The organism is Methylobacterium mesophilicum SR1.6/6, assembly GCF_000364445.2.
Lineage (GTDB): Bacteria > Pseudomonadota > Alphaproteobacteria > Rhizobiales > Beijerinckiaceae > Methylobacterium > Methylobacterium mesophilicum_A.
The window spans coordinates 4,401,072-4,422,593 of the sequence record NZ_CP043538.1 but is presented as its reverse complement, the minus strand read 5'-3'; the positions used below and the strand labels follow the sequence as shown (position 1 = coordinate 4,422,593).

Sequence of the window (21,522 nt, the reverse complement as noted above, 5' to 3'; positions counted from 1 at the left end):
CGATGCTCGCCTACATCCTGCGCCGCATCGGCCTGATGATCCCGACCCTGTTCGGGATCATGCTGATCACCTTCACCATCGTGCAGTTCGCCCCCGGCGGCCCGGTGGAGCGCGTGCTGTCGCAGCTTCAGGGCCAGCGCGACGGAGCCATGTCCCGCGTCACTGGCGGTTCCGGCGATCTCGGCGGGGCTAGCCGGCCATCGGGCGGAGGCGGCGAGGCGAGTTCGCGCTATCGCGGCGCGCAAGGGCTGAGCCCGGAATTCATCGCCAAGCTGGAGAAGCAGTTCGGCTTCGACAAGCCGGCGCCGGAACGCTTCGCCAAGATGCTCTGGGACTACGTCCGGTTCGATTTCGGCCGCAGCTACTTCCGCGACGTCACCGTGATCCAGCTCATCAGGGAACGCCTGCCGGTCTCGATCTCGCTCGGCCTGTGGATGACGCTCCTGTCCTACGCGATCTCGATCCCGCTCGGCATCCGCAAGGCCGTGAAGGACGGCGAGCGCTTCGACCGCTGGACCTCCTTCGTGGTGATCATCGGCTACGCGATCCCGGGCTTCATGTTCGGGCTGATGCTGATCATCCTGTTCGCGGGCGGCTCGTTCTACCAGTGGTTCCCGCTCCGGGGCCTGACCAGCGAAGGCTGGGACGGGTTTTCGACCTGGCACAAGGTCACCGACTACGCGTGGCACATGGTGCTGCCGTTGACCGCCCTGGTGATCGGCGCCTTCGCGACCTCGACCCTGCTGACCAAGAACTCGTTCCTCGACGAGATCCGTAAGCAGTATGTGCTGACCGCGCGGATGAAGGGCCTGTCCCAGCGGCGGGTGCTCTACGGCCACGTCTTCCGCAACGCCATGCTGATCGTGATCGCGGGCTTCCCCGGGGCCTTCATCTCGGCCTTCTTCACCGGCTCTCTGCTAATCGAGACGATCTTCTCCCTCGACGGGCTCGGCGAGTTGTCGTTCCGGGCGATCGTCGGACGGGACTACCCGGTGGTGTTCGCGACCCTCTACATCTTCTCCCTGCTCGGGCTCGCGGTGAACCTGCTGTCGGATCTGATCTACGTCTGGATCGACCCGCGGATCGATTTCTCGGCGCGGGCGACCTGAGGCGCGATCTCAGGACAAGGGTAAGCCCGGATCCGGCAGTGCGACGGTCGAGGTCGCCTCGAGGATCTGATCCGGCCCGCCCTTCGGCGGCCAGAGTCCGGAGGCGTAGGCGTTCCCGCGCAGCGTCGCGCGCTCCTCCAGGCTGGAGAAGGCCCAGATGTGCGTGATCCGGGGCGGGCCGTCGAGGGCGTAGAGGTTGGTCACGAGGTGCGACGTGTAGGGACTGGCCGGCCCGATCGCCGCCTCCCAGGCAGCCAGTGTCGGAGGCAAGCCGCCGGGCTTCAGGCGATAGGTGCGAAACTCGTAGACACCGCCGCGGGCTCCGGTGCGCAGCGGCGGCAGAAACGGGAACAGCGCGTAACTGTCCATCGTCAGGGCCGTGAGGAGATCGCCCGCGTTGAACGGCGCGGCGCTCATCAGGGCGCGCCGCCGCTCCGACGTCATGCCCTCGGGAGTCTCGAAGCCGCGCAGGAGGAGCACCCGCCCGAGGGTGCCGATCTCGGTCCGCCAGCAGCCGAGCAGGGTCCCGGTCTCGGCCTCGGCGGCCCAGGCCCGCGCCCGCTCGCAGACCTGACCGACGGCGAGGAGCGGAGAGGACAGTGTCGTGAACTCGTAGAGCATGGCCCATCCGGTATGCGGTTGAACGAAGCGGCCGTCACCGTCTTCACGAGCGGCGCGAAGTGACCCAGGGCAGCGCGCCATCGGCAGGCCTGGCATCCCTGAATGGCTTCGCTCCACGCGCACGGAATATAGGGCCGTGGCCCTCGACCGGCGGCGGCATGACGCCTCCGCCGATCGCGCCATCTCCTCGAAGCTAGATCACTCCGGCTCCCGGGCCAGGATCACGCAGGCGCCTGCCCCGCGACAGCCGGACCCAGCACCCGCGTCACCGTCAGGCGCAGCGCCTGGGCGCTCCGGTAGCCCACCGCCTCCGCCACCGCCCGGGGCGAGCGTCCCTCCGCCGCCAGCGCCAGGGCGCGGATCACCCGGGCCCGAGCCCGCCAGTCCCCGAAGCTCAAGCCCGTCTCCGTGCGGAAGCCCCGGGTCAACGTGCGCCGGCTCGCTCCGGCGCGGTCGGCCCAGGCATCGAGATCGGCCTCCGAGGCCGGATCCTCGATCAGCCCGAAACAGACCCGGCGCAGGCGCGGGTCGCGGGGCAGCGGCAGGGCGAGGGGCGTCGCGGGAGCGCGGCCGATCTCGTCGAGCACGAGGGCGGCGAGGTGGCCGCCGCGGCCATCCTGGTCGTACAACACCGGCTCCTCCGCCAGCGCGATCAGAGCCGCGGCGAGGAGGGACGAGACTGCGATCACCCGGCAACTCTCCGGGAAGTCCGCGACGGCGATCGGGTCGAGATAGGCCGAGCACATCGCCACCGCGCCGTGGGTCGCCACCGCGTGGGGCAGACGCGGCGGGATCCAGAGGGCGTGACCCTCGGGCACGACCCAGGTCCCGTCCTCGGCCGACGCCATCATCAGGCCGGCCGTGGCATAGAGGAGTTGCGCCCGCGGGTGGAAATGGCGGTCCAGCACCATCCCGGCCGCGTAGGATTTGGGCATCACCGCGACCGCGCGCGGCACGTCCTGATAGTCGGCGGCGTTCGTGGATCGCGCAGGGCGCGGCGCCTCGGCCGGCGAGAATGGCCCGTTCGCATACATACTCGGCCCGACACCTCCATCGGGTCAGGCTATCAGGAAGCGATCCCGGAGGATATGCCGCGATGGAACCGGACACGCTGTCCCGCCGCACCCTGCGCTTCGTGAACGTCGCGCACGCCCTCGATCACTTCGTCCTGCTGATCTACCCGACCGCGGTCATCGCCATCGCGAGCCAGACCGGCCTCGGCTACGGCGAGCTGATCGGGCTGGCCACCGGCGCCTTCGTGGCCTTCGGCCTGTGCTCCCTGCCGATGGGGTCGCTGGCCGACCGGTTCGGGCGCCGCAACATGCTGGCGATCTTCTTCTTCGGCTACGGCCTGTCGTGCCTCGGCGTGGCGAGCGCCTCGACGCCCCTCGCCTTCGCCGTGTGGCTCTGCGTGCTCGGCCTCGCCTCGGCGATCTACCACCCGGTCGGCTCGGCCATGCTGGTGACCCACGCCCGCCGGCTCGGGCGCGACCTCGGCATCAACGGCGTCTGGGGCAATTTCGGCGCGGCCTCGGCCTCCGGCATCACGGCGCTGCTCGCCGCGACCGTGAGCTGGCGCGCGGCCTTCGTGGTGCCGGGCCTCGTCTGCCTCGCCTGTGGGGCCGCCTTCGTGGCGATGGTGCCGGGGGACGGCGAGGCCGCGGGCCGGAAGGCCGGCGGCGCGGCGGTGATCCCGGTGACCCGGCCCTGGGCCCTCATGGCGATGTTCGCCCTGTCGATCTTCGCCGGCGGCCTGACCTTCAACCTCACGACGATCAGCCTGCCCAAGGTGATCGACGAGGGTGTCGGCCACGCGCTGCCCCTGGCGATCACCGGCTCGCTGGCCACCGGGGTGTTCCTGTTCGGCGCGCTGATGCAGCTCGCCATGGGCCGGCTGATCGACCGCTACAGCCTGCCGTCCCTGTTCGTGGCCCTCTCGGTTCTGCAGCCGCTTGGACTCGGGATCGCGGCGCTCTCGACCGGCGTGCCGCTCCTCCTCGGCCTGATGCTGGCCATGACGGCGATCTACGGGCAGGTGGTCATCAACGACGCGATGATCGCCCGCTACGTGCCCCCTGCCTACCGGGCCCGGGCCTACAGCGTGCGCTACTTCGTGGGCTTCACGGCGAGCGGCTTCGTGGTGCCGGCGATCGCGCTGCTGCACGACCGCGGCGGCTTCGGACTGGTGCTGGGCGTCGCCTCCGCCTGCGGCGCGGTGATCTGGCTGTCGGCGTTCGGCTTCCTGAAGCTGACGCAGGGTGGCGCGCGGCCGGGCCTCGCGGCGGCGGAGTAGAAGGGCCGTTTGCGAGCCGGGGCCGACGCTGCTACGCGGCGGCCATCCGACCCGCGCGCTTCCCGTAGCTCCACCGTAATCCTGCCGTGACCCTGCCGTGACTCCCTTGTCCCTCGTCATCCGGCCCGAGCGGCCGGAGGATACCCTCGCCATCGAGCGGCTACAGGCCCGCGCCTTCGGACCCGGCCGGTTCGCCCGCACGGCCTATCGCCTGCGCGAGGGCGCGGCCGAGCGGCTCGACCTCGGAGTCACCGCCTCCGTGGGAAGCTTCCTCGTCGGCTCGGTGCGGATGGGGCCGGTGCGGACCGGAGCGACGCCGTTCGTGATGCTCGGTCCGCTGGCAGTGGATCCGAGCTTCGAGGGCCGCGGCATCGGCGGTGCCCTGACCCGCGCGGCGATCGAGGCGGCCCGTCAGGCGGGCGAAGGGCTGGTCATCCTGGTGGGCGACGCGCCCTATTACGGCCGTTTCGGCTTCGTCCCCGTGGCAGCCGGGCGCCTGAGCCTCCCCGGACCAGTCGATCCGGCGCGCCTCCTGTGGCTGGAACTTGCGGCGGGCTTCCAGGATCGCGTCGCCGGTCTCGTCGAAGCCGTGCGATCCGGGCCACCATAAAACATCGCCCCGCCCGATCGGCCGATCGAGCGGGGCGGACAACGGCGTGTTAGCGGCGGGTGCCGGAACCGCTGGTGCCGGACGTCCCGGACGTCCCGGTGGCCGAGCCGCCTGTCCGCGACGTCGAGCCGGTCGATTCCGAGGTACCGGACTTCATCTCGTGGCCGGGGGCGTAGCCGGACGCGCCGGGGCTGCCCGCCTTGCTCCCATGCTCCTGCATTTCATGACCCGGCGTGCGGGACGAGGCGCCCTGCTCGGCCGCGAAGGCGGTACCGCCGAGGGCGAGCGTAGCGAGGACGATGATCGGCAAGCGCTGCATGGCGTGTCTCCAGTGGGTTGGGGCCTCTCAATGCCGTCCCCGCCAAGACCGTTCCGAAATACCCGGCCCGACGCAGGTGCGCCGCGCGTCGCGCCTCACGCCCGCCGCAGCGCCAGACCAGCGATCAGCCCGGCCGCGAGAAGCGCCAGCGCGACCGGCGTCGCCGAGGTCGCGGGCCAGGCCGAGGCGGCGGCCGTGAACACCGCCCCGAAGGTCATCTGGGTGAAACCGTACAGGCTGGAGGCGGAGCCCGCCGCGTGCGGATCGACGTTCATGAGGCCGGCCACCGCGTTGGGGCTGAGCAGGCCGACGCCCACCGCGTAGGCGAAGAGCGGCACGATCAGGCTGACGACGCCGAGCATCCCGGTCCGGTCCACGGCCAGCAGCGCCAGCGCCGCCGCGATGCAGAGGAGGTTGCCGCTCCGGGCGGCCTTCCGGATCGGCACCCGCGCGGCGAGCCGGCTCGCCAGAACGGCGCCGCCGACCATGCCGAAGACCACGATGAGGCAATCGAACCCGACTTCCTGCGAGGAGCGTCCGAGCCGGTCGACGAGGAGGAACGGCGCCACCGCCAGGAAGGCGTAGAGGCTGGTGCCGCCGCAGGCCCCCGCCACGAGGTAGGCGCGGAACACCGGGATCCGCACCAGCCGGAGATAGCCGGCGAGCACCGCGACGAAGCCCGGCAGCGCCACCTTGTGGCGGTTGGTCTCCGGCAGGGTGAACACAACCAGCGATCCCAGCACGGCGACGAGGGCGGCCAGCACCACGAACACGGCGCGCCACCCGAAGGCTTCGTTCACCACGCCGCCGATCGCGGGGGCCAGCGCCGGCGTGAGCGTCATGGCGGTGGTCAGAATCGCGAGCTTGCGGGCGGCATCCTCGCGGGTCGAGACGTCGCGCACCATCGCCCGGCCGATCACCAGCGAGCCGCAGGCGCCGAGCGACTGCAGGACGCGGGCGACGAGCAAGACGCCGATGTTCGGCGCGGGGATCGCGAGCAGCAGGCCGGCAAGGTAGAGGCCGAGGCCCCCGATCAGGATCGGCCGCCGCCCGTAGCGATCCGAGAGCGGGCCATAGAGGAGCTGACCGCCCGCGAGCCCGATCAGGTAGACCGTGATGGTGAGCTGCGCGCCGGCCGCGTTGGTTCCCAGATCCGCGGCCGCGGCAGCGAGCGCCGGCACGAAGATGTGCAGGGCGACCGTGCCCGTCATGGTCACGGCAACCAGCAGCGGCAGGGGCGCCCGGCGCTCCTCCGCTTCGGAGCTTCGCTCTGGCAAGGCCGTTCCTTCGCGGTTCATCGACCCGATCGGATCGCCGGGCCGCGGCCGCTCTTAGGCAAAGGCCAGGCCCGGAGCCATGCCCGAGGAACGTGCCAGACGCGAGGCAGGACGCTCCGCTACTGCTTCGGAAGCGGTTGCGGCGTCGGCAGCGGCGCGTTCAGATCCTTGGTCGGGCCGCCGACCTCGAGGTCCTTCGCCCGGTCCACCGCCTCCGGATTGGCCTGTGCGGGCGGCTCCTTGGCGGCCGGGGCCGACGGCGCGGTCGGCTCGGCGGGGATGAGGCTCGACGGCGTGCCCTGCTGGTCGCCGTCATGGGCGTTGGCCGGCGGCGACGGTGCGTTCCGGTCGCTCGATTCGCCGGTGGTGCGCGGGCTGCCGGGAGATTTCTCCTCCACGGGCTTGGCGGTGCTGGTATCGGCTGGCTTCGCCGGGCTGTCCTTGCCCTCGGAGGGCTTCGAGGCCGCCGGCTTGTCGGCGGACGGCTTCTCGGGCGAAGCCGCGGGCTTGTCCTCCGGCTTCGCCGCCGCGGGCGCGGCCGCAGGCGCCGCATCGCTCTTCTCGACGGCGGGCAGCGGCTTGGGATCGTCCGCATTCTTGCGCAGATAGGCGATGACGTTGGCGCGCTCCTGCGGCGAGGCGATGCCGGCGAACGCCATCTTGGTGCCCTTCACGTACCCTTTCGGGTTGGTGAGGAACTCGTCGAGGTCGGCATACGTCCAGGCGCCGCCCTTCTCCTTCATGGCCGCCGAGTACTCGAAGCCCGCATGGCCGCCCTTCGGACGCTCCACGACGCCGTAGAGATCCGGCCCGACCTTGTTGGGGCCGCCCTTCTCGAAGGCGTGGCAGGCATGGCAGGCCTTGGTGCCGGCCTCGCCCTTCTCGGCGTTGGCGCTGGCGAGGCGGACCGCGATCGGCTCGACCTTGGCCTCCGGCGCCGCCGCGGCAGCCTCCGGCTCCGGCTCGGGCAGGTCGTAGCCGGCTTTGCCCGCGGGCTTCGGATGATAGATCAGCTCGGCTACGAAACCCGATCCGGCCGCGAACAGCAGGGCACCGAGGACGGCACCCAGGACCTTGTTCACCTCGAACGAGTTCATGCTCTTCTCGCGACTTGGCCGGGCCAGTCGCGCGCCTGAGACGGGCCAGCAGACTCGGACACCGGACATTGGAGGATTTCGAGGTTGCCTTAGCCGTTCCGGACCGTCCCTGACAATGCCGCACGCGCCGTCCGCGTCGCTCAGGCGCAGGATTGTTCCACCGAATTGTCCAGCTTGTCACCGATCAGCATCTTCGCTCCCCCCACATCTGCCGGTCCGGATCGGGGACGACAACCGGGGACAGGCCTGTTAAGCACCCGCCCGCCTCCTGGCGCGGACGCCAGGTTCGAGCGCCCAGGCCTGAACTCACATGTCCGACCCCCTGGTCCTGATCCCGGCCCGCCTCGCCGCGACGCGCCTGCCGAACAAGCCGCTGGCCGACATCGCCGGCGAGGCCATGATCGTCCATGTCTGGCGCCGGGCCGTGGAGGCCGGCATCGGCCCCGTGGTGGTGGCCACCGACACCGCAGAGATCGCCCGGACCGTCGAGGCGGCGGGCGGGCTCGCCGTGATGACACGCACCGACCATCCCTCCGGCTCCGACCGGCTCGCCGAGGCGCTGGAGATCGTCGATCCGGAAGGCCGGCACGACGTGGTCGTCAACGTGCAGGGCGACCTGCCGACGATCGATCCGGCGATCATCGGCGCGTCCGTCCTGCCGCTCGCCGACCGCACGGTGGACATCGTCACCCTCTGCGCGCCGATCACCGACCCGCACGAGGCCGACAACCCCAACGTGGTCAAGCTCGTGGGCCACACGGTCGGCCCCGGACGGCTGCGCGCGCTCTATTTCACCCGCGGGCGCGCCCCCTGGGGCGAGGGCCCGCTCTGGCACCATATCGGCCTCTACGCCTACAGGCGCACCGCGCTGAGCCGATTCGTCGCCCTGCCGCCGGGGGAGCTGGAGGTCCGCGAGAAGCTGGAGCAGCTCCGCGCGCTGGAGGCCGGCATGCGCATCGACGCGGCCATCGTCGACGACCTGCCGCTGGGCGTCGACACGCCCGCCGACCTGGAGCGCGCCCGAGCCCTGCTCCGGGGCCGCCGGCTGAACTGAACCCGCCAACCGATCCTGACCGAGATGACAGACCGCACCATCGCCTACCAGGGTGAGCCCGGGGCCAACTCGCACATCATCTGCGCGGAGGCCTACCCGGACTGGAGGCCGCTGCCCTGCAACACCTTCGAGGACGCCTTCGCAGCCGTCACGGAGGGCCGGGCCCAGCGGGCGATGATCCCGATCGAGAATTCGATCGCGGGCCGGGTCGCCGACATCCACCACCTGATCCCGCTCTCGCCGCTGCACATCGTGGCCGAGCACTTCCTGCCGATCCACTTCCAGCTGATGGTGCTGCCGGGGACGAAGGTCGAGGCGCTGAAGAGCGTCCACAGTCACGTCCACGCGCTCGGCCAGTGCCGTCGGATCATCCGCCGCCTGGGCCTGAAGGCCGTGGTGGCCGGCGACACCGCCGGCGCGGCCCGCGAGATCGCCGAGATCGGCGACCCGACCCGGGCGGCGCTCGCCCCCGCGCTCGCCGCCGAGGTCTACGGCCTCGACATCGTGGAGCGCGACGTCGAGGACGAGGTGCACAACACCACCCGCTTCGTGGTGTTTTCCCCCGAGGCCGAGCCGGTCGCGCCGGGGACGCAGGCCTGCGTGACGAGCTTCGTGTTCCGCGTGCGCAACATCCCCGCCGCCCTCTACAAGGCACTCGGCGGCTTCGCGACCAACGGCGTCAACATGTCGAAGCTTGAGAGCTACATGATGGACGGCGAGTTCACCGCCACGCAGTTCTACGCCGAGGTGGACGGCCACCCTGAGGATCCGGGCCTCGCCCGGGCGCTCGACGAGCTCGGCTTCTTCTCCCGGGAGCTGCGGGTGATCGGCACCTACCCGGCCCACCCGTTCCGGGAGGCCGCGCGGCCGGCCGCGGAGTAGACGCGTCCTCACTCCCGCCGCAGCAGCCGGTCCACCGCCAGATCCGACCAGAAACCCGGCCGGAAGTCGCGCTTGAGCGCCTCCGGGTCGTAGATCGTCTCGACCCAGGTGAGGAAATCGATCCCGTTCGCCTCGCCCTCCACGCGGTACCGGGCGAAGAACGCGTCGAGGATGCCGGTCTTGGCGAAGCGCAGGTGGCCGTACCGCGCCGAGAGCTGCCGCGCGGCTTCGGCGACGGGGCGGCCCTCGTGCAGGATCAGGTAGAGCGCCGAGGCGAGGCCGGCCCGGTCGGCGCCCGATTTGCAATGCATCACCGCCGGATACGCGACGCTCGCGAAGAACGCCCTGGCGCCCAGGATGGTCTCCCGGTCCGGCGCCTCCCGGGAGCGCAGCACGAACTCGCGCAGGATCAGCCCGTGGCGCTCGCAGGCCTCCCGCTGCAGCGGCCAGGAGCCGTGCTCGCGCCCGCCCCGCAGGGAGATGATCGTCCGCACGCCCTCGGCGCGGAACCGGGCGAGCTGGTGCGGGCCGGGCTGGGCCGAGCGCCAGAGGCCGCCCGAGCCGACCCGATGGCGGTTCAGGTAGGCGAGGCGGAACACCCCGTGGTCCATCAGCAGCATGTTGGCCCAGGCCTTGAGCCGGTCGCCGGGGCCGGCGATCGGCCGCTCGAAGCGGGCGATCCGCGCCATGCGCCGCGCGTAGCGCGTCTCGGGCTTGAGGAAGCGGTTGAACAAGGCCGTGCTGCCGTGGGACGAGCGTGGGCTCTATCAGCCGCCCGAGAGCCCGGCAAATCGCTGCGCCGCGCTGTGCCGAGGCATCCGCGCGGCAATCGGCGCCGTTCTTGCCTTCACTCCGCCCGGATCGGGATCGAACCTGGGCGGGCCGCGCGGGTTATCCGCCGGTCGGACGATGGGAGACCCGAAGCCCATGAGCACGCGCACCACGAGCATCCGCCGGGCCCGCGAGGCCGATATCGGCGGCTTGTCCAGGGTGTTCGATGCGTCGTGGCGCGAGGCCTATCGCGGGATCATCCCGGGCGTGGCCCTGGAGCGCCTGATCGCCAGCCGCGACCGGGCGTGGTGGCGCGGCGCCCTGCGCCGCGGGCGGCCCGTGGCGGTGGTGGAGACGGGGGATCTGCTGGTCGGCTACGCCTCCTACGGCCGGACCCGCAGCCGCACCCTCGGCACCGAGGGCGAGATCGACGAACTCTACCTCCTTCCGGAATACCAGGGCGTGGGCCTCGGCCGCCGCCTGTTCCGGGCCGTGCGCAACGACCTCTCGGATCACGGCCTGACCCAGCTCGGCGTCTGGAGCCTGGAGGACAACGACCGCGCCGGAGCCTTCTACGAAGGTCTCGGCGGCCGTCCCGGACCGCGGACCCTCGACCGCATGGCCGGCCTCGCCCTGCCCAAGGTGGGCTACCTCTTCGGCTGACGTTTTCCAGCGCTCGTTGCCGGCGCGCGACGTCGCCAGATTTGCTTTGCCGGGCGGCGCCTCTAAGAGGGCCTGGAAGCGGAGCTGACCGCGTTCCGGGACCAATACGCCATGAAGATCGACGCCATCCCGCTCGGCAAGAAGCCGCCGCACGACGTCAACGTGATCGTGGAGGTGCCGCTCGGCGGCGAACCGATCAAGTACGAGATGGACAAGGAGTCCGGCGCGCTCGTCGTCGACCGGTTCCTCTACACGCCGATGTTCTATCCGGGCAATTACGGCTTCATCCCCCACACCCTGTCGGGCGACGGCGATCCCTGCGACGTGCTGGTGGCCAACACTCGCGCTGTGGTGCCGGGCGCCATCATCAGCGCGCGCCCCGTGGGCGTGATGGTGATGCAGGACGAGGGCGGCGAGGACGAGAAGGTCATCGCGGTGCCCTCCCGCCACCTGACCAAGCGCTACGACCGGGTCGAGAACTACACTGACCTGCCCGAGATCACGATCCAGCAGATCCAGCACTTCTTCGAGCACTACAAGGATCTGGAGCCCGGCAAGTGGGTCAAGTTCGTCCGCTGGGGTGACAAGGAGGAGGCCCACCGGCTGATCGAAGAGGCGATCGAGCGCGGCAAGGCCAAGAAGTAACGGGTGCGGCCGCCCCGACAGGGGCGGCCTCCTCCTTCAGGCGTCGATGCGGCGCAGCCCGGCCCTGTAGCGCCGGGCGTTCTCGACGTAGCGCTGGGCGGCCTGCCGCAGGCCCTCGATATCGGCCTCCTCGAGGATGCGCACGGCCTTGGCGGGCGCCCCCACGATCAGGCTGTGGTCCGGGAAGGTCTTGCCCTCCGTCACCAGCGCGTTGGCGCCGACGAGGCAGCCCCGGCCGATCACCGCGCCGTTGAGCACCGTGGCGCCCATCCCGATCAGGCTGCCGTCGCCGATCGTGCAGCCGTGGACGATCGCCCCGTGGCCGACGGTGACGTCCGCCCCGATGGTGAGCGGGAAGCCGGGATCGACGTGCATGATCACGCCCTCCTGTACGTTGGTCCGGTCACCGATGCGGATCGGCTCGTTGTCGCCGCGCAGCGCAGAGCCGAACCAGATGCCCACATCGAGGCCGAGGTGGATCCGGCCGATCACCTGCGCGTCGGGCGCAATCCAGACGCGGTCGGGATCGGCGAGCTGCGGGACGTGTTCGTCGAGGGCGTAGAGCGGCATCGCTGGCTTCCGTAGGCTTGAGCGCGCGGACATCCGGTCGATCCGGAACCCCGCGGTGCGGGATCGGATCGTGTCGCCGGAATGGCACAGGCGTCGGCAGCCTGCCAATGCTATAGGGATTCGCGTGTCGACCTGAAGGCGGCACGGCCCGTTGCGGCTCCGGAAACCGGGATGAGGCGGATGAGACGGTTCTCGGTACCGGTCGGCCCCCTGACGTTTCTGGGCGTCCTCGGCCTTCTGCTCGCACCGGCGGCGGCGGCCGACCTGGGCAGCGCGCAGCCCCCCCGCGGCGGATTTCGCGCGACCTGCGAGGATCTCGGCACCTTCTGTTTCGCCGAGACCTGCGGGGGTGACCAGATCGACGCCGCCCAGAACTGCCGGACTCGATGCCCGAGCGCCGCGATCCTCAGCGTCGTGCCGGCAGCCTGTCGCCGACCGGGGCCGGTCGTCCTGCGCAGCCGAGGTTGAGGCTCCCGGCCGTTCCGTATTGGTGAAAAATAGGTTTCGCCTGCGGCAACGAAACGCGGCAGGCGGCATTGAACTCTCTGGACGATGACACACCAGCGACGGGGGCGCGGACGAATGCTCGCGAATGGGCGCGAGGTGCGCGCAGCAACGACATTGACGAGTGACCTCCACCCGCCGCGGGCCGGTCCGGGTTCGGATCCCGTCCTGTACGGCGTGGCGGCAGGCCTGGAGAGCCTCTTTCCGCCCGTGTCCCTTCACGTCCGCGCCCTCCGCGACGCGGATGATGCGGACGATTCCCCGGATCGTCGCGAAGCCGCCGGCTCGGACTGAGACTGGAGTCCGACGTCTCGCGACGCAGGTCCCGGCGTCAGACGGCGAGGCGAACGATCAGGAGCAGCGTCGCTGCTGCCGGAACGGCGGCCGCGAGCCACAGGGCTCCGGGATGGAAGCCCTCCGGCCCGGAAAAGCGGAGGGCCCGCGCGGCTCCGGGGCGCACCGTCTGCCTGTGTCCGCTTCCGATCCCGACTGGCATCCGCCGCCTCCTCGCCACGGGACGAGTGAGGCCTGCGGCCCGTCAAGGCTGTCTGAATCGCAGGCTGCCTTCGCGCGGCGTGGTGAACCGGTCCTTAAAGGGCGCGGTCGAACTTGAGTTCGCCGTTCGGGCTCTTCAGGACGAGCTGCGAGCCCACCATGTCCCACACGGCCGAGGTGCGCAGGGCGATGAAGAAGGCCTGCTCGGTCGCGGCCAGCCCCTTGTCGCAGCTCTTCTTGGTGAGGGCGAGCGGGCCCACCGCGATGTGCTGCTCCTTGAGCGGGAACGCAGTCGCCGCAAAGGTGTTGCAGCCGCCGTAGCCGCGGGCCCGGTACTGCTTATCGATGATGAAGCTGGGGCGGTCGCCGCCGGCGAACGGCTTGCCGTTGAGGCTGACGGCCGTCCAGGTCGAATCCAGCGGGAAGATCTTCTCGCTGGCCTTGGCACCCGGCACGTACTGGGGCTTCTTCTCGTCCTCGCCGCCGGGACGGCGGTTGCCGCGGCCGAAGCCCGTCGGGGCTCCGCCCATCTGCGCCTGCGCCTGCGTTGCCGCGGAAAGGTCTGCGGCCAGCACAGCACAGGCCACAGTCGCGATCAGCACCCCTCTCATCGTTCCGTCCTCATCTCGCGCTCAGTGCTCACGTCGTCCCGGGTCGGGAAATGCAGCGCCCGCGGCGCGTGCCGGCCCTGCGCGGAGGCCGCCCCGAATCCATGCGCCTCAGCGGATGGAACAGGATTTCAGCACAATTATGGTCACGCCTCGCCCTGACGGGCGCGGAAACGATCCGGGACCCGAGCCGTTGTTGATGATCACAGCTCGGGAGGGTGATGTTGGCCGGGTCTGACGAAGGAGCGCAGAGCGGGGCGAGCGCAAGGGCGATGAGCCCGGCACAGTCGCGGGCGGCCCGCGGTCTGCTCGGGTGGTCCGAGGCGGAACTTGCCGCCAAGGTCGGATGCGACGAGAAGCTTGTGCGCGATTTCGAGGGTGGCTATGGCGACCCGCCGAGCGGCCAGATCGAGGCGATCCGGAGCGCGCTGAGCGTGGCCGGAGCCGTGTTCACCGACGCGCCGACGCCGGGCGTCCACCTGAGGGAACGGCGCGGCGCCGACGAGGGGACCCGCCTCGACGCGCTGACCACGGAGAACGACCGGTAACGGCCATGAACGGCTGACCGCGCCGCTCATGGCGCGTTCAGCCGTCCGCGCCGATAGCTCGGGGATCGACCCGCCGTCGTTCCAGGAGCGATCCGTGCCCGATCTTTTCAACCGCAGGTCCTGTTGCGGGACGCGCCCCGCGGCTGCCCCGGGCCCGGCAGCACGCTGATGCGCGCCGACGCCTTCCTGGCAGCCGCCGACACGCTGCCGCTCGCGAGCCTCGACGAACTCGCGGGCCCCGGCGGCCTCGTGGTCGTAGCGCCCCACCCCGACGACGAGAGCCTGGGCTGCGGCGGCCTGATCGCCGCCGCGTGCGCGGCCGGGCGGCCCGTGCGTCTCGTGGTCGTCAGCGACGGCTGCGGGTCGCACACCCAGTCCCGGCTCTATCCGCCGGACACGCTGCGCACCTTGCGCGAGGCGGAGACCTTGCGGGCGGTGGCGGTTCTCGGCCTCGCGGCGGAGGACGTCACCTTCCTGCGGCTGCCCGACGCGCATGTGCCGAGCGACGGCCCGGCCGCCGAAGCGGCGGCCGCGGCGGTGGCGCGTGCGGCTTCCGCCTGCGGCGCCGGCGCGGTGTTCGTGACGTGGCGGCATGACCCTCATTGCGATCACAGGGCCGCCGCCCTCATCGTCGCGCTGGCGCGTCCGCGTCTGCCCGGGGTGCGGATCTACGAGTATCCGGTCTGGGGCTGGACGTTGCCGCCCGAGACCGAGGTCGGGCCGGCCCCGACCGGCCTGCGCCTCGACGTGTCCGCCCACCGGGAGGCCAAAGCTCACGCGGTCGCCGCGCACGAGTCCCAGACCACCGACCTGATCTCGGACGATCCCCAGGGTTTCCGGCTGGAGCCCGCGATGATCGACCGGCTCTGCGGTCCCTACGAGCGCTTCGTGGCGGTGCCGGCATGAGCCGACGCACCGAGACCCTGCCGGACGATTATTTCGCCGGCATCTACGCGAGCGACCCCGATCCCTGGCGGTTCACGAGCTCGCCCTACGAGCGCGACAAGTACGCGGCGACTTTGGCCGCCCTGCCGCAGGCGCGGTATCGGTCCGCCTTCGAGCCGGCCTGCTCCATCGGCGTCTTCACCCGCGCCCTATCCGAGCGGTGCGAGCGCCTGCTCGCCACCGATCTGGTCCCGGCAGCCGTGCAGGCCGCGCAGGCCCGCTGCGCCGACCGGCCCCACGTCGAGATCCGCCAGGGCGCGGTGCCGGCCGATTGGCCGCCGGGCCGGTTCGATCTGATCGTGCTGTCCGAGTTCCTGTACTTCCTGGCACCCCGTGACCTGACCGAGTTGGTCCGCCTGGTCGGCGAGGCCGTCGAGCCCGACGGCGACATGGTGCTGGTGCACTGGCTCGGGGAGACCGACTATCCGCAATCGGGCGACGGCGCCGCCGAGGGTTTCATCGGGTTGGCCGCGCCGTTTGCCCGGGTCGTGCACCAATCGCGGACGCCTGAGTACCGGATCGACGTCCTGCGCGCCGGGACGGCGTCGTGAGCACGGCGGTCATCACCCTCAACAAGGGCCGGCGGTCGCATCTGATTCGTCTGCTCGAAGGGCTGGGTCGCGGCGCGCTGCCGGATGGCTGCATCGTCGTGGAGATGGGCGGAGACGACGCGCCCCTGCCCGCCCTGCCCTTCCCGGTGGAGCGGGTGCCGTTTCCGCATGACGGCCTGCCGCTGGCGGCGGCGCGCAACGCCGGCCGCCGGGCAGCCGGGGCCGACACGCTGATCTTCCTCGACGTGGACTGCATCCCCGCGGCGGGCCTCGTCGCCGGCCTCTCGCGGGCGGTGGCCGAGCAGGACGGCCTGATCTGCTGCGAGATCGGCTACCTGCCCTCCGGAGCGGTCACGGACGGCTGGCGCGAGGCCGATCTGGACCGACTGGGACACCCGCACCCTGTGAGAAGCTTCCCGCAGCCGGGAGCGGTGATTCCGGCACCGCAGCCGGGCCTGTTCTGGTCGCTCGCCTTCGCGGTGCGCGTAGCGACCTACGACCGGCTCGGCGGGTTCGACGAAGGCTTCTCGGGCTACGGGGCGGAGGACACCGACCTCGCCTTCCGGGCGGACAAGGCCGGCGTGCCGATCCTGTTCCTCGGCGGTCCGAAGGCCTACCACCAGCACCATCCGGGTTTCGACCCGCCGCTCCAGCACTTCCGCGACATCGTCACCAACGCGTCGCGCTTCCACGACCGGCACGGGATCTGGCCGATGGACGGCTGGCTCGACGGCTTCGCCCGGCTCGGGCTGATCGCTGCCGACCGGCGGGAGGGGATCGTGGTTCAGCGCGATCCGACGCCGGCGGAGATGGCCGCCGCGCGGCTGCCGGACGCGCGGCCGTTCTGAGGTTGCAGCCCCTCTGGCCGGCGCCGTCTTTGCGAGCGGAGCGAAGCAAGCCAGGGCAGCGCCCGATATCCGTACGTGGCGGTTTCCTGGCTTGCTTCGCTGCGCTTGCAAAGACGAGAAGCTCGAAGGCGAAGGGCTGAGCCCGGCTCTGCCCTTCGCCTGATAGGCCTCAGCCCTTCATGGCATCCGCCTTCTCGATCAGCGCCTCGGCCATGCGGATGGAGGCGATGTCGATCAGGCGGCCGTCGAGCGAGACGGCCCCGCGGCCGGCCTTGGCGGCCTCTTCCATGGCCTCCAGGATGCGGCGCGCCTTGGTCACCTCGGCCTCGGACGGGGTGAACACTTGGTTGGCCAGATCGATCTGGCTCGGGTGGATCGCCCACTTGCCCTCGAAGCCGAGGGCCGCGCAGCGCCGGGCCGCCGAGGTGTAGCCGTCCGGATCCGAGAAATCACCGAACGGGCCGTCGATCGGGCGCAGGCCGTAGGCGCGGCAGGCGATCAGCATGCGGTTCTGAGCGAAGAGCCACGGGTCCTGCCAGTGAGTCTGGCGGTTGCCGCCCTCGTCCTTGTCGGTGAGCACCGAGAAGTCCGGGTTCACGCCGCCGATCACCGTGGAGCGGGCGCGGGTCGAGGCGGCGTAGTCGGCCACGCCGAACGACATCGCCTCCAGGCGCTTCGAGGACTGGGCGATCGCCTCGACGTTGGCCATGCCGAGCGCGGTCTCGATCAGCACCTCGAAGCCGAGCTTCTTCTCGCGCTTCTTGGCCTGCTCGATCTGGGTGACCAGCACGTCGATCGCGTAGACGTCCTGCGGCACGCCGACCTTGGGGATTAGCACCATGTCGAGCCGCGGGCAGGCTTCGACGATGTCGACCACGTCGCGGTACATGTAGTGGGTGTCGAGACCGTTGATGCGGATCATCATGGTCTTGTTGCCCCAATCCAGGTCGTTGAGCGCCTGGATGATGTTGGTGCGGGCCTTCTCCTTGTCGTCGGGGGCGACGGCGTCTTCCAGATCGAGGAAGATCACGTCGGCGGCCGAGGAGGCCGATTTCTCCATGAAGGTCGGGTTCGAGCCCGGCACGGCCAGCTCGGAACGGTGCAGGCGGGCCTTGGCCTGCGGGATCAGGGTGAAGCTCATCGTGGGTTCTCTCTCCTGGTGACGGTTCTGGTGCCGTTGCGGGATGCGATCCCGTTCATCGGCGGCAAATGGCGCGCGTAGGACGGCCTGACAGGGCGCGGAGGCGCGTTTCACTCTGCACCATAGGCTCCCGCGCTCCCCCTCCCCCGCAGAGGGGGGAGGGAGGGCGCGTGAAACTACTGGACCGCCTCACCCCGTCGCCCCGAAGCCGACCGCGATGCAGTTGATCGACAACAGCAAGGCCGACTTCACCGCCTCGCGCCGGTCCTCGTCGGTCTCGGCGCGGTAGCGGGCGAGCAGTTCCACCTGCTCGCGGCCGACCTGGTTGATGGTCGGCAGCCGACCCTTGAGCCGGTCGCGGAACAGCGGAAAGCGCTCGGCCAGGTCCGTGCCGCCGCTCACCCGCAGCACCATCTCGCGGGTCAGCGCGTACTCGGCCTCGATCATCCCGAAGATCCGGTCGCGGATGGCGGCATCCGGGACGAGGCCCGCATAGGCGCGGGCGATGTCGAGATCGACCATCATCAGCGTCTTCTCGACCTCGTCGAGGACGAGGCGCAGCACGCGGGATTCCTGGAACAGGCGCTTGAGGGTCGCCTCGCCCTCGCGGCCGCGCACGTCGAGGAAGCTCGCGAGCCCCGAGCCGACGCCGTACCAGCCGGTGATCACGTGCCGGTTCTGCGACCACGCGAACACCCAGGGGATGGCCCGCAGGTCCGACAGCGAGCGGGCGCCGAACCTGCGGGCCGGACGCGAACCGATATTGAGGAGTGCGATCTCGTCGAGCGGGCTCGCGGCCTGGAAGTAGTCGACGAGACCGTCGGTCTGGAGGAGTTGGACGTAGGCCGCCCGCGAGGCGCCGGCGAGCGCCTCCAGGGCGTCGTCGTGGCCCGGCCCCGCCCGCTCGCCGTCCCCTGCGAGCGCGTGCTCGAACACCGAGGCCGCCAGCAGCTCCATCTGGTAGGCGGCGGTTCCGCGGTTGGCGTACTTGAACGAGACGACCTCGCCCTGCTCGGTGGTGCGGAACCGGCCGCGGATCGAGCCCGGCGGCTGGGCCATGATGCCCTTCTGGGTCGGGACGCCGCCGCGGCTCACCGAGCCGCCGCGGCCGTGGAAGAAGGCGATCCCGACGCCGAGTTCCTCACCCAGCCGCGTCAGCTTGCTCTGGGCCTTGAACAGCTCCCAGTTGGCCGCGACGAAGCCGCCATCCTTGTTGGAGTCGGAGTAGCCGATCATCACCTCCTGCACCCCGCCCTGCCAGCGGGTCGAGCGGCGCACCACCGGCGTGCCGAGGAGCGCCCGCATGATCGCCGGGGCGGCGCGCAGGTCGTCGATGGTCTCGAACAGGGGCACGATCGGGAGCGGGCAGATCTCGGTGCCGGCGGAATCGAGGAACACACCCGCCTCCTTGGCGAGCAGGTAGGCGCCGAGCACGTCCTCCACCGAGCGGGTCATCGACAGCACGAAGGCGCCGAAGGCCTCGCGGTCGAGGGCGTCGCGCATCTCGGCGACGAGGGCGAAGGTGGCGAGCGTCTCCCGGGCGGCGTCGGGCAAATCCTCGAAGGAGCGCTCGGGATCGCGCGGCCGGGCGAGTTCCGCGTCGAGCCACTGGCGCCACGCCGCCGAGCCGAGCGCCGGCGGTTCGCCGTCGCCGTTGCGCTGGCGCCAGAGGGCGTGGAGCGTGTCGGTGGTGCGGGTGGTGTTCTCGCGCAGGTCGAGCCGCACGGTGGTGAAGCGGAAAATCTCCACCATCCGCCGCACCGGGCGGACGAGGTCGCGGGCGAGCGCGCCGCACTTGGCCTCCGTCAGGCCGCGCTCGAGAATGCGCAGGTCCTCGATCAGGCCGTCCGCGCTGGCGTAGTCGGGGCCGGAGGGATGCTCGCCCTCGTTGCGGGCGATCGTCGCCTCGAGCTTGCGCAGCACGCAGGAGAGATACTGACGGTACGGCTCGCCCGGGTTGCGCCGGGTGATCGCCCGGGACTGTCCGCTTTCCGAGAGCTGCCGGTTGAGTTCGAGGCGGAAGCCCTGAGGCAGCGGCAGGGAACGCTCGGTGAGCGACAGGGTCCGTCCCAGCTCGCGCACGCCGTCCCGGTAGCGGGTCAGCGAGGCCAGCGCGTTGCGGTGCAGGGTCTGCCGGGTGACGGCGGCGGTGACGTAGGGGTTGCCGTCCCGGTCGCCGCCGATCCACGAGCCGAACTGGAAGAACGGCGGCACCCGGAAGTCCGTGCCCGGATAGGCCTCGGCGAGGGATTCCTCCAGGGTCTCCATCGTCTCGGGCAGCATCTCGAACAGGGTCTCGTCGAAGAAGTGCAGGCCCCAGGCCACCTCCCGCTCGACGGTCGCCTTCTCCAGGTGCAGCTCGCCGGTCATCCAGACCAGCTCGATCTGGTCGCGCAGCTCGTTCATGAGCCCGTTGCGCTCACGGTCGGTCCAGCGCGGCATCTCCAGCTCGCGGAGCACGAGGTAGATGCGGCGGAACTTCTCCAGCACCGTGACCCGCTTGCCCTCGGTGGGGTGGGCGGTCAGCGTCGGGCGGATGCGCAGGTCGCTGAGCAGCGCCTGGATCTTCTCCGGCGGCACCCCCTGCTTGCGCGCGTCGGAAAAAACCTTGGCGAAAGAACCGCCGAGGGCGGCACGGCCCTCCGTCCGCTCCACGTGGCGGCGGCGGCGCATCGCGGCGTTCTGCTCGGCGATGGAGATCAGCTGGAACCAGATGCCCTGCACCTGCAGCGCGCGCGCCAGCATCTGCGGCGAGAAGCGCGAGATGTCGGCCGTGCCGTGCAGGACCGCTTCGAGGTCGGGGTCGTGCCGGCGCGCGACGTCGAGCAGCGCCTGGAACAGGATGTCCAGCGCCTGCTCCGACGACGTGCCGACGATCACCGGCGGCGCGAAGGCCGTGGCATCGACGAGACCTGGGGTTGCGTGAAGGGTACGGGTCATGGGGCCACCTCGTGGCGCAAAGCTGCGCTCCCCTCCCCTTGCGGGGAGGGTTTGGGGTGGGGTGGTTCAGAAGGCGCCGGATCGCTCGATCCTGCACCACCCCCACCCTCGGTCCCTCCCCACAAGGGGGAGGGAAGGATCTAAGCCGCCCGGGCGAGCACGTCGGCCACGGTCTGCCCGAACGATCCGGGATCGGGCGCCACCGTCAGCCCGTAGGAGCGCATGATCTCGGCCTTCTCGGCGGCGCTGTCGCCCGCCGCCGAGATGATCGCCCCGGCATGGCCCATCCGGCGGCCCTTCGGCGCCGTGAGCCCGGCCACGAAGCCGATCACCGGCTTCGACATGTTCTCGCGGATCCAGGCCGAGGCCTCCGCCTCCTGCGGGCCGCCGATCTCGCCGATCATCAGCACCGCGTCGGTGTCCGGATCGGTCTCGAACAGGGCGAGGTGGTCGAGGAACGACGAGCCGTTGATCGGGTCGCCGCCAATGCCCACCGAGGTCGAGATCCCCAGTCCCAGCTCCTTGAGCTGCGAGGCGGCCTCGTAGCCGAGCGTACCGGAGCGGGAGATCACTCCGACATTGCCCGGGAGGTAGATGTGGCCGGGCATGATGCCGAGCATCGCCTTGCCGGGCGAGATGATGCCGGCGCAGTTCGGGCCGACCACCATGGTCCGCTTCTCTTTCGGGTAGCGGTAGAGGTAGCGCTTCACCCGCATCATGTCCTGGGCCGGGATGCCGTCGGTGATCGAGCAGACCAGCCGCAGCCCGGCATCGGCCGCCTCCATGATGGCGTCCGCCGCGAAGGGGGCGCCACGAAGGTGATCGACGTGGTGGCGCCGGTCGCCGCCACGGCCTCCTTGACGGTGTTGAACACGGGCAGGCCGAGGTGGGTGCGCCCGCCCTTGCCCGGGGTGACGCCGCCGACGACGTTCGTGCCGTAGTCCAGCATCTCCTTGGCGTGGAAGGTGCCCTTGTCGCCCGTGATGCCCTGGACGATGATCGGGGTAGTCTCGTCGATGAGGATGCTCATG

23 protein-coding genes and 1 pseudogene are annotated in these 21,522 nt (G+C 70.8%); 12 read left to right on the top strand and 12 right to left on the bottom strand.

The genetic code is table 11. The annotated features are described in order from the left end of the window. Positions 1 to 2 precede the first annotated feature (2 nt). Positions 3 to 1,109 (top strand): microcin C ABC transporter permease YejB, encoded by a 1,107-nt coding sequence (locus tag MMSR116_RS21135; protein WP_010687133.1) that lies wholly within the window; start codon positions 3 to 5, stop codon positions 1,107 to 1,109. 9 nt (positions 1,110 to 1,118) lie between these two features. Here MMSR116_RS21135 and MMSR116_RS21130 read toward each other — a convergent pair whose 3' ends face one another. Together MMSR116_RS21130 and MMSR116_RS21125 are read right to left on the bottom strand one after the other, a co-directional pair. Continuing rightward, entirely contained in the window at positions 1,119 to 1,730 is a 612-nt protein-coding gene (locus MMSR116_RS21130; RefSeq protein ID WP_039894781.1) for an NIPSNAP family protein, read from the bottom strand. Positions 1,731 to 1,951: 221 nt separating this feature from the next. Continuing rightward, positions 1,952 to 2,764: a helix-turn-helix domain-containing protein gene (locus tag MMSR116_RS21125; protein WP_039894780.1), complete on the bottom strand. Its 813-nt coding sequence runs from the start codon at positions 2,762 to 2,764 to the stop codon at positions 1,952 to 1,954. 62 nt (positions 2,765 to 2,826) lie between these two features. Between MMSR116_RS21125 and MMSR116_RS21120 the strand changes: the two genes are divergently transcribed. Then, a complete protein-coding gene (locus MMSR116_RS21120; RefSeq protein ID WP_010687130.1) occupies positions 2,827 to 4,023 on the top strand; it encodes an MFS transporter in 1,197 nt (398 codons plus the stop codon). A 97-nt stretch (positions 4,024 to 4,120) separates the two neighbouring features. Beyond that, positions 4,121 to 4,633, top strand: a complete 513-nt coding sequence (locus tag MMSR116_RS21115) for a GNAT family N-acetyltransferase (RefSeq protein ID WP_010687129.1) — start codon at positions 4,121 to 4,123, stop codon at positions 4,631 to 4,633. 49 nt (positions 4,634 to 4,682) lie between these two features. Here the strand turns inward: MMSR116_RS21115 and MMSR116_RS21110 are convergent, their stop codons facing one another. The 3 genes from MMSR116_RS21110 to MMSR116_RS21100 form a co-directional block, all read right to left on the bottom strand. Further along, a complete protein-coding gene (locus tag MMSR116_RS21110; RefSeq protein WP_010687128.1) occupies positions 4,683 to 4,952 on the bottom strand; it encodes a hypothetical protein in 270 nt (89 codons plus the stop codon). 95 nt (positions 4,953 to 5,047) lie between these two features. Continuing rightward, complete coding sequence (locus tag MMSR116_RS21105) at positions 5,048 to 6,250, bottom strand: multidrug effflux MFS transporter (RefSeq protein ID WP_051072312.1); 1,203 nt, start codon at positions 6,248 to 6,250, stop codon at positions 5,048 to 5,050. Between the two features lie 98 nt (positions 6,251 to 6,348). Beyond that, positions 6,349 to 7,326 (bottom strand): c-type cytochrome, encoded by a 978-nt coding sequence (locus tag MMSR116_RS21100; RefSeq protein WP_010687126.1) that lies wholly within the window; start codon positions 7,324 to 7,326, stop codon positions 6,349 to 6,351. Positions 7,327 to 7,636: 310 nt separating this feature from the next. Between MMSR116_RS21100 and MMSR116_RS21095 the strand changes: the two genes are divergently transcribed. Continuing rightward, the gene (locus MMSR116_RS21095; RefSeq protein ID WP_010687125.1) at positions 7,637 to 8,380 is read left to right on the top strand and encodes a 3-deoxy-manno-octulosonate cytidylyltransferase; all 744 of its coding nucleotides are present in this window, start codon (positions 7,637 to 7,639) and stop codon (positions 8,378 to 8,380) included. 24 nt (positions 8,381 to 8,404) lie between these two features. Then, positions 8,405 to 9,262: a prephenate dehydratase gene (locus MMSR116_RS21090; protein ID WP_010687124.1), complete on the top strand. Its 858-nt coding sequence runs from the start codon at positions 8,405 to 8,407 to the stop codon at positions 9,260 to 9,262. A gap of 8 nt (positions 9,263 to 9,270) precedes the next feature. Here the strand turns inward: MMSR116_RS21090 and MMSR116_RS21085 are convergent, their stop codons facing one another. Then, the gene (locus MMSR116_RS21085; protein WP_010687123.1) at positions 9,271 to 9,996 is read right to left on the bottom strand and encodes a tyrosine-protein phosphatase; all 726 of its coding nucleotides are present in this window, start codon (positions 9,994 to 9,996) and stop codon (positions 9,271 to 9,273) included. Positions 9,997 to 10,189: 193 nt separating this feature from the next. On the opposite strand from MMSR116_RS21085, the gene MMSR116_RS21080 reads away from it, so the two are divergent. Beyond that, positions 10,190 to 10,696 (top strand): GNAT family N-acetyltransferase, encoded by a 507-nt coding sequence (locus MMSR116_RS21080; RefSeq protein WP_010687122.1) that lies wholly within the window; start codon positions 10,190 to 10,192, stop codon positions 10,694 to 10,696. 111 nt (positions 10,697 to 10,807) lie between these two features. Then, a complete protein-coding gene (gene ppa, locus MMSR116_RS21075; RefSeq protein ID WP_010687121.1) occupies positions 10,808 to 11,341 on the top strand; it encodes an inorganic diphosphatase in 534 nt (177 codons plus the stop codon). Between the two features lie 36 nt (positions 11,342 to 11,377). Here the strand turns inward: ppa and MMSR116_RS21070 are convergent, their stop codons facing one another. Next, on the bottom strand, positions 11,378 to 11,911 hold the full coding sequence (locus MMSR116_RS21070) for a gamma carbonic anhydrase family protein (RefSeq protein WP_010687120.1): 534 nt from the start codon (positions 11,909 to 11,911) through the stop codon (positions 11,378 to 11,380). Positions 11,912 to 12,091: 180 nt separating this feature from the next. On the opposite strand from MMSR116_RS21070, the gene MMSR116_RS32000 reads away from it, so the two are divergent. After that, entirely contained in the window at positions 12,092 to 12,379 is a 288-nt protein-coding gene (locus tag MMSR116_RS32000; RefSeq protein WP_039894777.1) for a hypothetical protein, read from the top strand. A gap of 367 nt (positions 12,380 to 12,746) precedes the next feature. Here MMSR116_RS32000 and MMSR116_RS31435 read toward each other — a convergent pair whose 3' ends face one another. Further along, positions 12,747 to 12,911: a hypothetical protein gene (locus MMSR116_RS31435; protein ID WP_010687118.1), complete on the bottom strand. Its 165-nt coding sequence runs from the start codon at positions 12,909 to 12,911 to the stop codon at positions 12,747 to 12,749. Positions 12,912 to 13,005: 94 nt separating this feature from the next. Beyond that, the gene (locus MMSR116_RS21060) at positions 13,006 to 13,521 is read right to left on the bottom strand and encodes an META domain-containing protein (protein ID WP_010687117.1); all 516 of its coding nucleotides are present in this window, start codon (positions 13,519 to 13,521) and stop codon (positions 13,006 to 13,008) included. Positions 13,522 to 13,790: 269 nt separating this feature from the next. On the opposite strand from MMSR116_RS21060, the gene MMSR116_RS21055 reads away from it, so the two are divergent. The 4 genes from MMSR116_RS21055 (at position 13,791) to MMSR116_RS21040 (ending at position 16,410) form a co-directional block, all read left to right on the top strand. Further along, a complete protein-coding gene (locus MMSR116_RS21055; protein ID WP_010687116.1) occupies positions 13,791 to 14,066 on the top strand; it encodes a helix-turn-helix domain-containing protein in 276 nt (91 codons plus the stop codon). Positions 14,067 to 14,234: 168 nt separating this feature from the next. Continuing rightward, the gene (locus tag MMSR116_RS21050; protein WP_010687115.1) at positions 14,235 to 14,972 is read left to right on the top strand and encodes a PIG-L deacetylase family protein; all 738 of its coding nucleotides are present in this window, start codon (positions 14,235 to 14,237) and stop codon (positions 14,970 to 14,972) included. Next, positions 14,969 to 15,562: an SAM-dependent methyltransferase gene (locus MMSR116_RS21045; RefSeq protein WP_010687114.1), complete on the top strand. Its 594-nt coding sequence runs from the start codon at positions 14,969 to 14,971 to the stop codon at positions 15,560 to 15,562. Before MMSR116_RS21050 ends, MMSR116_RS21045 begins: the two co-directional genes overlap by 4 nt. Then, positions 15,559 to 16,410, top strand: a complete 852-nt coding sequence (locus tag MMSR116_RS21040; RefSeq protein WP_010687113.1) for a glycosyltransferase family 2 protein — start codon at positions 15,559 to 15,561, stop codon at positions 16,408 to 16,410. Before MMSR116_RS21045 ends, MMSR116_RS21040 begins: the two co-directional genes overlap by 4 nt. Before the next feature lie 169 nt (positions 16,411 to 16,579). Here MMSR116_RS21040 and MMSR116_RS21035 read toward each other — a convergent pair whose 3' ends face one another. The 3 genes and pseudogenes from MMSR116_RS21035 to sucD all read right to left on the bottom strand — a co-directional run bounded on the left by MMSR116_RS21035 (position 16,580) and on the right by sucD (position 21,521). Then, positions 16,580 to 17,551: an HpcH/HpaI aldolase/citrate lyase family protein gene (locus tag MMSR116_RS21035; protein WP_010687112.1), complete on the bottom strand. Its 972-nt coding sequence runs from the start codon at positions 17,549 to 17,551 to the stop codon at positions 16,580 to 16,582. Positions 17,552 to 17,740: 189 nt separating this feature from the next. After that, positions 17,741 to 20,491, bottom strand: coding sequence for a phosphoenolpyruvate carboxylase (locus MMSR116_RS21030; RefSeq protein ID WP_010687111.1), 2,751 nt, complete (start codon positions 20,489 to 20,491; stop codon positions 17,741 to 17,743). A gap of 140 nt (positions 20,492 to 20,631) precedes the next feature. Then, positions 20,632 to 21,521 (bottom strand): annotated as a pseudogene (gene sucD / locus MMSR116_RS21025) (succinate--CoA ligase subunit alpha). Position 21,522: the final 1 nt, after the last annotated feature.